This is a genomic window from Paenibacillus mangrovi, from assembly GCF_022898935.1.
GTDB classification, from domain to species: domain Bacteria; phylum Bacillota; class Bacilli; order Paenibacillales; family Paenibacillaceae; genus Paenibacillus_AQ; species Paenibacillus_AQ mangrovi.
In genome coordinates, this window is the sequence record NZ_JALIRP010000007.1 from 91,759 (window position 1) to 104,707 (window position 12,949).

The window sequence follows — 12,949 nt, forward strand, 5'->3', positions numbered from 1 at the left end:
ACAAAAAATGGACACGGCATTTGTCAGCACATGAAATAAATTCAGGAGCAAGAATCGAGGGACATATGCGATTCTATAACCTATTATTTCTATCTTGACTCGGATTTACTTGATAAAATCGTTTGTACATTTTACTGAAATAAAAAATATCCGGGATGCCGACTTGCTCGCCGATCTCAGCGATGGATAGTGGTGTCGTTCTCAGCAGCAGTCTCGCTTGCTTCATTCTGTATGCCTCCACATATTCCGTAACCGCGACGCCGAGTTGATCTTTAAACAGCTTGGAGAGATGGGAACGGCTTAAATGTACAGCGGAGCTTAGTTCATCCAAGCTTATTTTTTGCTGGTAGTTTTCATGAATATACTGTAGGGCTTGAATGATCTCTTCTCGCTGCCCCCCAAGCAATTGCAACTTCTGAAGCCATTCATGAAACAATTGTTTATATTGATGCAAACGATTCATTTGACCTTTTTCTATTCTTCGCTTGAGTTCATCGGTCACCATGTAACCCTTTTTCTCAAGAAATGCCGTCAAAAATCTCAAATCTTCCTTAATCACTTGCGGGGAACGTCTTAAATAGATGAACAGTTTAAAAAACGACTCAATCCATGAATAAAGCTGGTTTGATTGGAATGACTCCGTAAGTTCACTATCTATCTTTTGGAAAAAACCGTATAAATCGAGATCGGACCTAACGGTGCCTGTAGTCTCCTGGCATAGTATGATTGCGTCATCTTCATAGAATAGTCGATCAAAATCTTCTATATGGGCCTTTATCGCAGCAAACAATCCTTCAAATGAGGAAAAAGAATAATTGGCCAGCGAAGATGCGTCCAACTTCAAATATGCTTTCAAATTTTGCTGAATGTCCTTGCATATTTCCATGTGACGCGATGCATCGCGTTCCCCTATATGAAGCATAACGAATTTGCCATTTGCAAGATGTATGATTTCATTTCGAACATCATATGTTTTGATCTTCTCTGAAACGATATTCATAACAGAAAATACGGCGAGATCTGTCTGACCAGAGAATCTTTCCTGCGACCATATAAAAAATTGGTCTATCTCAAGAAAAGCAAAGTATGACGCCGGAATTTCATGCTGAAAAAAATCGATTTGAAGCTTTTCCGCCCTTTTTCGAAGCTCGTTCATATTCATATGCTGATAAAGACCTTCGTGAAATAAAGAGTTCAACAACATCTTCATTTCGTTCGAATTTAGACTATTGATCTTTTCCAATTCCACCCTTCGTTCTCGATACGTCATCTTCAACTCGGAGATCAGGGTTTCCTTTTCTACTGTAGCCTTAAGCACATAATTTTTGGCTCCGTAACGCATCGCCAATTGAGCGGATTCAAATTCAGCATAGTTGCTCAGTACAATAGACCAGACTTTAGGAAAATGAACTCTGGCCTCTTTAATCAGTTCAATACCATCCAAGACAGGCATGCGTATATCCGTTAACATAATATCGATAGGTTTATCTTCAAGTAGTTGAAGAGCTTCTTGACCGTTTCCCGCTTCATAAATATCAAATCCGACGTCTTGGAGCATGAACTTCAGGTGCCGTCTCATCGAGATTTCATCGTCTACAATTAAGATTTTCATGCTGCCACCTCCGATGAATAGGGGATTAACATCGTTACGGTCACACCTATATGAGGGATGCTATCTATAGAAAATTCCGCACTGTCTCCATAATGGAGTTTAATTCGCTCACGAATATTCTTGATGCCGATCGACTTTCGCGTTTGGCTTGTTTCAGTTTGGACAATCCCCGTACCGTTGTCAGTTATCGTAATAGCCAAACGATCTAATGACAAACGTACAGCACGTATACGGATCTCACCGCTCTTTCGGCCTGCGAAAGCATGCTCAAAACAGTTTTCTACCAGAGGCTGGATTAACATACGCAAAAGCGAACGCTCCATTAACTCCATTTCAAAATCAATATATACTTGAAAGCTCTCACCAAAACGCGCTCTCAGGATCTCTATATATTTTTCCAAATAGGCTTTTTCTTCACGAAATGTCCAATACTCGCCATCATTGTAGAGCTGCTGTTGTAATAAATAGGATAAAGATAGCAGCAACGAGCTTACTTTAGGTTGTTTTCTAATATCGGCAATAAAACGGATGGTGTTCAAGGAATTCAATAAGAAATGCGGATTAATCTGATGCTGGAGCATTTGCATTTCCAATTTCCTTTTTTCATCTGAAGCTTGTTTATAATTCTCTCTTGAAGCATTTAAATTATGTACAAGTTGTCTAAGCACTGCCGATAATTCAACAATATGATGATCTGAATCCATCGATATTTTCAATACAGGGGAGTGGGCAATCAGCTGATTGGAAAGGGATCGGACTTGATAAAATACTTTGCGAATGGTTCGTATGACCAACGCGGAATTAATGAGGAAAATGATAACGATTAATCCCATCGTCATATAAATGGCAAAGTCAAACCATTTCAACTGTTTTTTCAAGAAATTCGTCCCGCGAAGCTGCACTAACGACCAATCGGCAGGCTGCAACTGAATCGAAATTTGCTGATCTCCCTTACGTGTGATTTTAGAACGTTCACTTGATGACGGTGTTGAGTAAAGTACCTTGGCTTCCTCATCCTGAATTTCATAGTATGTATCGTCTGATAGCAATATTTGCTCGATATAAGAGATCGGGATAAAAATGGTTGCTATTCCTTTTGGCGTCGCTGTATCCGGCTTAAATAACAATCGTGTAAATACGATAAAACGCTGTTCACTGCTGAATTCGGCTATTGACCACTGGGAACTATGAAATATATCGGTTCCTATGATATCGTGCTTGCTATGGACAAATTGAAGCAGCTCCTGTTTCTTTACTTGCAGACGTGAAGTTTCAGAAACAAATTCATTGCCACTTCGATCTTGAATAACAACAGTATATTTTTCATTCAAGAAAAAAGCGTATTGAAGCCGTTCAACCGCCTCTAAATAGATTTGATTTTTGGTGATGTCATGAGGTTCTTTGATCTCAAGTGCATCGATAAACTGCTTGTCGTTAATAAATAAATTCGTCGCCATAAAAATTCTTTGCAACAGATCTTGTACACGAGATGCGGTTTGTTCTACTCTTATTCGGTTAATCTCTTCAACCTTCGACACCAAGGTCTGTTCAGCAAACGAATAAACAAAGTAAAGCAGCAATGATATGGGGATAAAAACCGTCATTAGCATAATCAATAGCCGCTTTTGAACAGATTTAGGTCCTCCATATCTTCTGCTGCTCCATTTCATCGTTCTTCGCCCCTAAAATTCGATTACTTATCTTTTTGCTCCGTAATCGCTTTGTCTACCTTCTGTTTCGTGTCATTCAATACCTGATCTACCGTTGCTTTTCCTGTATAGTAATTAACGATTTGATCGAGGAACGTAGATTCATATTCCTGTGGCGCTCCGAGTATAGGCTTTTCCTCAACGTTAATAGTATTAGGATCCCCACCGAACAAAAACTTCACTTGATCCAATGTGATGTCATCATCTTTTAATTGGTTAGCCAAGTCTTGATAAAATTTATCTGCATTTACTTTATTATACATTGGTAAAGTCCCTGTACTCAATGTATAATCCGATACATATTCTTTGGCAAAAATGAGCGCTTCTTTCGGGTGCTTGGCGTTTTTTGGTACTGCCAATGAATCTACACTTGACCAGTTCATATGCTTACCTGCCATTTCCTTCGGAACCGGCATTGGCGCAATGCCCGCTTTCCAATCTCTAGGAAACTTATCCTTCTTTGTTGCAGCAAGCTGCGCATACCATTGAGCGCCTACCGCCATACCGAAATTACCATTCCAGTATGAGAGAAAATCAGTATTATTTGAAATATATTCCGAAATCGGCATTGCCGCTTTGCGCACATTCATGACATCGTTCATCCACTCCAAACTGCGTTTAAACTCCGGCGCGTTAATATTGCTCATACCATCTTCCGTATAGAACTTACCATTGGTTAACTGGCTTCCATATCCATAGTAATACATGCCCCAGTTATTATAGAAAAGACCATACACTTTCGTTTTGCCCTCGGTATTCGTCAATTTTTGTGCAACATCAGCTACTTCATCCCATGTCATCGGCACTTTCGGATCCGGATAAGGAACATGGGCGTCGTCAAACACTTTTTTGTTATAATACAACATCCAATTGTTTTGCTGGATTGGGAAACGGAAATAGTGACCGTCCTTATCTGCTTTAAAATTACCGAAATCTTTGGTCATATCAACATCAACTTGCTTTGCAATGTCTTCGATCGGCATCAAAAATCCTTTATTGATAGCGTCGAACTGGTCTACGCCGTTCCCCCAAATCAAATCAACACTTTCACCGCTGGCCATCATGATATTTCTTTTACTGATATACTGTTCATGCGGAACGGAGATCGGATCGATTTTAATATTCGGATACTTTGTTTCAAAACGTTCCACAAACGATTTAAATTCAGGAGTATCCAAGTATTCAGAAATGTTCAGAATTTTCAAGGTTACCTGTTCGTCAGACTTCTCTGTATTGCTTTGAGCATTTGCTTGCTCGGATTTTTGCGTATTCCCCTCCTTAGCTGTTCCATTCGTTGTACTCGTTTTTCCACAGGCTGAGAGTAGTGATATGACTATGAAGCACCCCAATGTAATAAGCGTCAACTTCTTTAACATCTTATTGCCCTCCCTTAATTTTATCTGTTTATGTACAATTTCATTATCAACGAGTTTCCTGCAGGTATGAATGTAGAAATCAATTTCTCAATTTGTAATATTGCATTTTTCTGTATTACGATTTCACCCTTTGATTCCCGAGGAAACGACACTCTCTATAAAATGTCTCTGTAACGTAAGGAAGACTGCCAATACTGGAACAATCGCCAAGCATGCAAGCGCCATTTGCTGCGCATAGGCTTTACCGAATTGCGTCTGAAAGCTTTGCAAACCTATTGGAATCGTAAACAACTCCTTTGATTTAAGAAAAATTAATGGCTGATAATATTGATCCCAAATCATGAAAAAGCTCAATAGACCCAGGGTAACTAATGGCGTTTTAGCGAGAGGCAGCGCTATTTTAACAAAAGATTTAAAGACGCCGCACCCCTCCATATAAGCTGCACTGATTAATTCTCTCGGGAAGCTAAGAAAGAATTGTCTCATCATAAAAATGGATAAAATGTCGATCATGTTGGGAATAATAAGCGCCCATCGCGTATCCAATAATCCAATGTATCGATAAACGATAAATTGCGGAAGCAAGGTTAACTGATAAGGCACAAACAACGTCATTAGAAAGAGGAAGAAAATAGCCCCAGAGTATTTGAATTTTAAAAAGCCAAATGCATATCCTCCGAATACAGATAGGATTAACCTCAGGATGACAGAAAAACAAACGACAAAAATAGAATTCCAAAACCAGGTTAAAAACGGAGTATCCATCAATATGGTTCTATAATTATCGAAGTTTACATGTCCCCAATGCACGAACGTAAAGGGCTGTTCAAATACTTGATTCTCAAATTTAAAAGATGTGGACAACATCCAGAGCAATGGAGTAATAAAGATAATTCCTATAAGCAAGAAAACAATGCTTGTCGATAATTTCCGAATGGATAATTGTGACATGTTGACTCTTCCTCCTTTCTGTTTTTGGGATTACTGGTAAAATACCCATTTCTTCTGCGTGAGCCAATTCATCAAAATAAATACTAACGTTAATGCGAATAAGAACACACCAACCGCTGAAGCATATGAAAAATCGTAGAATTCGAATGCGGACCGATAAATGTAATACGTTAATGTCGTTGTGCTGAATGCAGGTCCACCTTTCGTCAAGAGAGCCATCTGATAGAAGGCTTGTAGACCGCCTATAATTGTAATCAACAACAAGAAAAACGTTGTCGGAGAAATTAAAGGAAAAGTAATATGCTTAAATCTCTGCCAGCGATTGGCGCCATCAATGGAAGATGCCTCTAAGAAGTCTTTCGAGACTCCTTGTAGTGCTGCCAAAAATAAAATACAGTGATAACCTACGTCTTTCCAAGAACCGATAAAGGCCAGCACCGGAAGTGCCCAATGGCTATCCACCATATATTGGGGAGGATGTGAGAAGCCTATGCTCATCAATAAGCTGTTTAACGGTCCTTCTGTTGGATGCAAAAACACGTTCCAGACCACCAATGTCGCTACATATGTCGTAATGTACGGAATAATAAAGAAGGTTCTAACGACTCCCCGCAAGTACATTTTTGAGTTTAAGATCATGGCCATAGATAACCCTAAAGTTAGTGTTAATGGAACGTAAATAACTAAATAAACGACAGTGTTCCTTACTGACCGCCAAAAATCCTCGTCATTCAACATCTTGTTGTAGTACTTCATTCCTTCTAGACTAAACTGTCCAGACATTAAATCCAGTTTACTGAAACTCAGCACAAGCACAGTTAACATCGGTAACAAAATAAATACCAGAAACCCGACCATGCTCGGCAAAGCAAACAGAAAACCCATTTGCCGTTCTCTTCTTTCTAAAGAGTAACTTTTCACCATTACTAGCTCCTCCTATCCTCGTCTATATCTCAATTATCTATATTTTTGACAGGATAGGTATGGAGCATCCCCTGCAATGATTTGTAATATTGTCTGCATAAATAAACCGCCATGTAATGAAAGCATTACATGACGGTTTATAGAAATTTTCAGATTATTTTGACCAATCTGCAATGATCGCCTTGGCATCAGCAATCAGAGCTTGCTTCGCATCGTAGGATATTTCACCCTGATCAGCTTTATCTATATGCTTAAGGAAATCCTCCATGTGTTTGACCGCCTGGTCCTTATGTCCTTTATCGAAATGGTCCGACGCTTGATTTAAACGATTCGTAAGTTGATTCTGAAGCGATCCATTTAATTCACCGGATGCTGAATATCTGTCCAGAAGCTGCTGCATAACATTCGTATTAGTCGTTACGTTTACATTGATCGTCGATTGGTTAACGTTGCCCGCCAGATCCATAACCGAAATCTCAATAAGATGACTACCAAGCTTTCCGGCCCAATCAAGCGGAGAACCTGGGGCATACTGCACTCCATTCACCGAAATCATTTGAGTCACTATGCCCGACAGGCTATCCGAGACTTCTAGGTCCAACGTTATCAATTGACCGTCCTCCAAATTCGTCTCTGAGGAAAGCAGATTACCGTTAGCTGTCAGATCAAATGCCGGTGGTGTCAAATCGGATTTGACGGTAATTGTTTTCGCAATTTCTATATTCCCTGCAATATCCGTCGAACGAAACTGCACTTCATAAATTCCTTCACCGAGTGTAATCGGCGATGTATAAGGAATGAACCCGTTGGTCGATTGAACTTCGCTTCCGTCTGCACTCTGTATGACTTTCAAGGCATATTCGGTCGAAGCAACCCCGGAATCATCCGTTGCCTGAAGGGAAATCTCCGTGTTCGAAACGTACCAATCATTCAAGCCAATGTTCCCGGATATGGAAGCTGTGGTTACCGGAGCCTTTAGGTCGGCATCAGAATTCCCGTAGATTTCAAATTCTGATATGTTCGGTTCCCTTCCCCAGCCATTCGAATCGGTTTGAGTTCCGGTAATATAGAGCCTAACTTTCTGTGCTGTAATACTCGGGAATGATTGGGTAGTCGACGAATTTATCGTTGTTCCAGTTACAATATCGACCCAAGTTGAGCCGTTATAATACTGTACTTTATATCCTGTTGTCCTGTTCAAATATTCCTTGATTGTTACCTGATTGAACGTTTTATGGGTTCCAAAGTCCATTTCGAGCCACTCGTTTACACCATTTCCAGACTGAGGGGCCCATTTGGTGCTGGTGTTTCCATCTTTCGCATTACTAGGCGTGAAACTTGCATTATATTGACTCGATGCGGTCGCAATGGCATTCAAAGAAAGATTTTGAAGATTTTGTGGCACACGTTCAACATTCAATTCAGCAGCCGAAGCAAAACCACCGTGTCCACTGGTAGCTGTAAGTTTTACATAATTTGCAGATACAGGATTGAAGGTTGCAGTCTTTTCTGTTTTATCATCTGCCCACGTACCGGACGATACGTTCGTAAAATTAACTCCATCCGTACTAGTAGCGATGGTGTATTCCGTAATAACACCGTTGGAATTGCTGTCTTGTCTTGGCTGGTACCTTAATTTCGTAATCGTATAAGCACCTCCAAGATTGATGGATATAGACTGAGGTAGATTTGCCATCGGGGACCATTCCGCATGCCAAAACGTTGAACTGTCCCCGTCAATTGCTTTACTTGCCTCATTACCGTTATGCTGGCTGTTAGCAGTTGCTATCATTTGCGATTGCGGGATGTCGTTAGGATTAGGAACAACAGGAACATAATTGTTGCTTCTCGTTACCGTAAAACCTTGAGACGAGTCAATGGTATCGGTATCCGTATACATGTTGGAAAGGTTTATACTTTTGGTTACCCCACTCTGTACAAATTTATTTCCTGTGATCGTTACATTTTTTGAACCTTGGGCATTAATCTGAAATCCACCTTCTTGAGCGGTATTATTAGTGAAATTAAATCCATCCACACTACCGGCATAGATCGAAGAGGTACCGCCTGTCTTATAAAATATATTGTCTTTAATACTTATGTTGCTATGCACGGTCTGATCAGGGTTCGTGGAAGGCGCACTAGGCTCAATACTTATGACAGAATTCCCTGTGTTATTGAACGTGTTATTGCTTATGGTCACGTTCCTGACCATACCGGATTCATACCAACTGCTGGCATCGTCAGCAATTAAAATTGCGCTCATAATCATTTGGTTGAACATATTATGATCAATCAAAACATTTCCACGGGTAGTCACCAAGATACCTCTTGTAGGAATGGATTCAAACGTTGAATTCATAATTGTGACATCCGGGGTCCACGTTACGTTTTCCACAAAGTAATCATTGACGGTTACCGAGCTTGGAACATTTTGATTCAGTGTAAGAAGGATATTATTATCATCTAATCGGGTCACACCGGTTATGGTAGCGCTGCCGGAGGAAGTTAGTGTAGATCCCTTTATAAAATCGATGTTGTCATTAACCGCAAAAGCGTCGAATCCCCAGCTCTGGGAATGCTTAAATCTTACTTTGACCTGGTTTGGTGCTGGTTTATCGACGATCTGCAGGTGAGTGCCATGGACATTAATCGGGTCATCATGCGCTCCGAAGAAGTTGGAATTGTTAACCGTAATCTGGCCTTTGCACCCGGAAAATTGCATAAAATCGGCCATAGATGCGTTTGTTCGCCCACTCCCCGTTTTCGGTGCGAAATTCAATTGATCAAAGGTAAGGTTTTCACTATACTGCCCAACGATACCTAACCCAGGAGCAGCGTAGAAGTTTACACCAGTCCAGGTTACATTCTTACTCCGGTAAATAAATGCACCTTGTTCTTTGCGAACGTCGTTTCTGAGCTGATAGGTATGTCCGATTGTTAGGTTCGGGGCGCTGGTATAATTAAACCTTACTCTCCTTTCTCCCAAATCCTGCACACTGGAGGAGCTTGCAAACGGATTTGACGTTCTCCAAGTCTTTTTTGTATTCGGATCGTACTCCTGCACAACAGTGATTTTTGAGTACCCCTTGGCCACCCAATTGTCTAAGGCAGCTCCAGTACTGTCAACCTCGCCCGTCCATTGCAGTTTATTATTTACAATCTGATACAATGAATCCGGATGAACATTCATATCAATATAGTTACTGCCAACTGCAGCCACCGTCATCTCGGACATAACCGGCCGCTTGAAATCAAAGCTAATGTCATTCATGTTCACATTAACGGCATGATCAAATACAATGGGCGTCATTACTCCGTGAAACATCATCGTTGACCCGTTTCCCCGAATCGTCAAGTCGCTTATGTTTTTAAACAAAAGCCCGACCTTTCTCCACCCGCCTGGCGTTTCTGATGCTGTTGAAGCATTGGAAATATAATATTGAGCATCAATGGCGGACGAATCTTTAAAGTGATATGTGGCTTTCGGAAAATCCAATATGACCGGTTTTGCGGCGCTTCTAGCGGCTTCAATCGCTTCATTTATTGCCAGACCTGCATCATCCCCGGAATAAGTGACAGTTATAACCGAATAATGAACACCGTCAATTGTTTCCGTTGTTTGGGTATAATTTGCTGAAGTAGCATTTGCCCTCGGTATCTGAACCACTATTGCGAATAAAACTGCAAATACAGTTAGAATCAGAAACATAGAAATTGAAGTCTTACTCACTTGAAGCATTTTAAACATACTATTTTCCACCTTTCCTGAAACTTCAACTCGAATTCTGTTGCACTTTCCGTTGAGAAGCCTCTGGCTGAATTTGTCCCCCCTTCAATTACAAATTTAAATTGTAAGCGCACTCAAATTATAATTCATTAAACGCTAAACGCTTTGTAGTTTTAGCTGAAACCATTTGTATTTTGTTATCAATGTTTATGTAAATTCAGTTTCCATATCATTGCTTTACTTCATTCATAGCTCTTTGTATAATTCGGACTAATGTAGAATACTGCTTAGACGATACTGACATGAAGGAAGAGTGACGTTTCGATGATTGTTTCACCTTATGAGCTTATCTTGTATTTTGGTAATGATCATATTTCATTTCTGACGAACAAAGTAGATGCAAGCAATCACAGCCATCATTATATTCAATTGACCGTTGGTCTCGAACAGAACGTAAACATCACTATTGCGGGACAGCCTGTACAAGCCCAGGGCGTCATACTTCAATCCAACACAGTTCATCGATTAGACGGAAGCCGGCAATGGCAGTGGTACTTGCTTATCAACCCTGAATCCATGTTCGGAGAACTGCTTAAACGCACCTATTTCAACAATAAAAGTATGCATGTACTGGACAATGATCAGGTAGAGCTGCTGCAGCAACTGGCAATCCAGTCGATATTCTCGGTAACCTGTTCAGCCGATTATGGAAGTGCGATAGAGCAATGCAAACAAATATTACAGCTTGAAAAAAATAGTATAGAATCCATCTTGGATGAACGCATTCAGCATGTTTTACAAATAATTGAAACACATCGTATGGATCAAATGTCTGTGAAAGCTCTCAGTGAGCGCATGTACTTATCGGAGAGTAGACTATCTCATTTGTTCAAAGAAAAGGTTGGAATATCGCTAGCCAGTTACATCGTTCATCATAAATTGGAAGCTGCATTCCATTACATATTCGGCGGCTCGTCTATAACGGAAGCAGCGATTGAAGCAGGTTTCAACAGCTCCTCTCATTTCTCGAGTACGGCAAGAGACAAGCTCGGAATGGCTCCGCGCTCAATCGTTCAAAATAGCAGATATTTGAAAGTCTAATCATCCCAACTCCCTTATAGTTAAGTCAGAAAGGGTGATGGGAATGAAACCATATTTACAAGAAACCAAATTAGTGGACTATATCCATCCAACGATTCAAAAACTAATTGCACAGCAGCAATGGAATCATGCTGAGGAGTACGAAGCAATTCGCCAAATATACGATTTTGTCCGCAATCAGATCAAATTCGGCTACAACCGGGGCGATGATATTCCTGCTTCCGAGGTGCTGTCCGATGGCTATGGACAGTGTAATACGAAAAGCATACTGCTCATGGCATTACTGCGGGGCGTAGGCATTCCCTGTAGAATTCATGGATTCTACATTGATAAGAAAATGCAGAAAGGAGCTCTTACCGGTGTTATCTACGCGTTAGCTCCTAGCAAAATCGTACACGCTTGGACGGAAGTGTTGTTCAAGGACAAATGGATGGCACTAGAAGGAGTCATTATCGACGATTCTTATCTGAATGAGGTGCAGGATAAGTTGTGCAGTTATAACGGTGGGTACATTGGATACGGTATATCCATTAAGAGCAAAGACCAGGTCAATTTATGCTGGCGCGGTGACAGCACATATATTCAGAGCTTCTCGATTACGGAGGATCTAGGGTATTACAACAATCCAGATGAATTCTTTGAAACCTACAACAATACTAAGAGTTCTTTCAAAAAGGCAGTCCTTAATCTGTTACGTAAACGGGTCAATCAGCGTACGGATGCTATTCGAGAAGGCAAATTTAACAAGTAATCAAAATGTCAATGAAAAATTAACGCAGGAATTCTCATCGAATTCTAATTTTGCTGGTCAAAGCCTTGCCAACACTCGTCTCACGACTCCTCTGGAAAATGGCGGAAACTTTTATTGTGTTATGGTTGATGCAGGTGATCAAACCTAATCCAATAAGTAGATGGAGGAGAGTTATGAATACTACATCTAAGAAACGTTTCAGCAAATTATGTATCGGAATCGCATTAAGCTTTGCGGTTATCTTGCCAGCAGGAAGCGTTCTTCTTCCTACTAGCTCAGCATTCGCCGCATCTGCATCAACAGCTGATCAAATTATTGCTACAGGCAAGCAGTATCTAGGAGTCCCTTATAAATATGGGTCGAAATCCGGTGATACAAGTACTTTTGATTGCTCATCTTTTACTCAGTATATTTTTAAACAAAATGGCATTTCACTCCCTCGTTCTTCTAAAGAACAATCAACCGTAGGCACATATGTGTCAAGGGATCAGTTACAGCCCGGCGATCTGGTGTTCTTCTATTCTCCAATCCACCACGTTGCGGTGTACATGGGGAACGGTAAGATACTTCATACGTACGGAAAAGGCGGAGTTACGATCTCCGATTTGAACTCCGGTTGGTGGAACTCACATTACACGACGGCTCGCCGCGTAATACCAACAAATGGACAAGCTGCACCGAAATCAGATTCAACAAACCAGGCTGCAGCTTCCGATTCTAGCCAAGTATCCGCTCCTGATTCCAGCCAAGGTTTACAAGATCAGTCCGTAGATAATGGTTCATCCGAGCAAAACA

Annotated in this window: 8 protein-coding genes and 1 pseudogene; 3 read left to right on the forward strand and 6 right to left on the reverse strand. The window is 40.8% G+C overall.

What is annotated here, in order from left to right:
- Positions 1-73: 73 nt before the first annotated feature.
- From MUG84_RS17565 to MUG84_RS17590, 6 genes are all read right to left on the reverse strand, one after another.
- Positions 74-1,612 (reverse strand): response regulator, encoded by a 1,539-nt coding sequence (locus MUG84_RS17565; RefSeq protein WP_244727090.1) that lies wholly within the window; start codon positions 1,610-1,612, stop codon positions 74-76.
- Positions 1,609-3,282: a sensor histidine kinase gene (locus MUG84_RS17570; protein ID WP_244727092.1), complete on the reverse strand. Its 1,674-nt coding sequence runs from the start codon at positions 3,280-3,282 to the stop codon at positions 1,609-1,611. Before MUG84_RS17570 ends, MUG84_RS17565 begins: the two co-directional genes overlap by 4 nt.
- 23 nt (positions 3,283-3,305) lie before the next feature.
- Positions 3,306-4,697, reverse strand: coding sequence for an ABC transporter substrate-binding protein (locus MUG84_RS17575; protein WP_244727094.1), 1,392 nt, complete (start codon positions 4,695-4,697; stop codon positions 3,306-3,308).
- A 123-nt stretch (positions 4,698-4,820) separates the two neighbouring features.
- Positions 4,821-5,648 carry a carbohydrate ABC transporter permease gene (locus MUG84_RS17580; RefSeq protein WP_244727097.1) on the reverse strand — a complete coding sequence of 276 codons (828 nt, stop codon included), beginning with the start codon at positions 5,646-5,648 and terminating at the stop codon, positions 4,821-4,823.
- 30 nt (positions 5,649-5,678) lie between these two features.
- Positions 5,679-6,572, reverse strand: coding sequence for a carbohydrate ABC transporter permease (locus MUG84_RS17585; protein ID WP_244727099.1), 894 nt, complete (start codon positions 6,570-6,572; stop codon positions 5,679-5,681).
- Between the two features lie 154 nt (positions 6,573-6,726).
- The gene (locus MUG84_RS17590; protein WP_244727101.1) at positions 6,727-10,323 is read right to left on the reverse strand and encodes a discoidin domain-containing protein; all 3,597 of its coding nucleotides are present in this window, start codon (positions 10,321-10,323) and stop codon (positions 6,727-6,729) included.
- Positions 10,324-10,626: 303 nt separating this feature from the next.
- Between MUG84_RS17590 and MUG84_RS17595 the strand changes: the two genes are divergently transcribed.
- From MUG84_RS17595 to MUG84_RS17605, 3 genes and pseudogenes are all read left to right on the forward strand, one after another.
- The gene (locus MUG84_RS17595; RefSeq protein WP_244727103.1) at positions 10,627-11,403 is read left to right on the forward strand and encodes a helix-turn-helix domain-containing protein; all 777 of its coding nucleotides are present in this window, start codon (positions 10,627-10,629) and stop codon (positions 11,401-11,403) included.
- 43 nt (positions 11,404-11,446) lie between these two features.
- The gene (locus tag MUG84_RS17600; protein WP_244727105.1) at positions 11,447-12,154 is read left to right on the forward strand and encodes a transglutaminase-like domain-containing protein; all 708 of its coding nucleotides are present in this window, start codon (positions 11,447-11,449) and stop codon (positions 12,152-12,154) included.
- A gap of 173 nt (positions 12,155-12,327) precedes the next feature.
- Positions 12,328-12,810: pseudogene (locus tag MUG84_RS17605) on the forward strand (C40 family peptidase); the annotation flags it as partial.
- Positions 12,811-12,949 lie beyond the last annotated feature (139 nt).

Excerpts from the sequence above, each read along its gene's own strand:
- MUG84_RS17565 (WP_244727090.1), bottom strand. The coding sequence starts at position 1,612 with ATGAAAATCTTAATTGTAGACGATGAAATCTCGATGAGACGGCACCTG.
- MUG84_RS17570 (WP_244727092.1), bottom strand. The coding sequence starts at position 3,282 with ATGAAATGGAGCAGCAGAAGATATGGAGGACCTAAATCTGTTCAAAAG.
- MUG84_RS17575 (WP_244727094.1), bottom strand. The coding sequence starts at position 4,697 with ATGTTAAAGAAGTTGACGCTTATTACATTGGGGTGCTTCATAGTCATA.
- MUG84_RS17580 (WP_244727097.1), bottom strand. The coding sequence starts at position 5,648 with ATGTCACAATTATCCATTCGGAAATTATCGACAAGCATTGTTTTCTTG.
- MUG84_RS17585 (WP_244727099.1), bottom strand. The coding sequence starts at position 6,572 with ATGGTGAAAAGTTACTCTTTAGAAAGAAGAGAACGGCAAATGGGTTTT.
- MUG84_RS17590 (WP_244727101.1), bottom strand. The coding sequence starts at position 10,323 with ATGTTTAAAATGCTTCAAGTGAGTAAGACTTCAATTTCTATGTTTCTG.
- MUG84_RS17595 (WP_244727103.1), top strand. The coding sequence starts at position 10,627 with ATGATTGTTTCACCTTATGAGCTTATCTTGTATTTTGGTAATGATCAT.
- MUG84_RS17600 (WP_244727105.1), top strand. The coding sequence starts at position 11,447 with ATGAAACCATATTTACAAGAAACCAAATTAGTGGACTATATCCATCCA.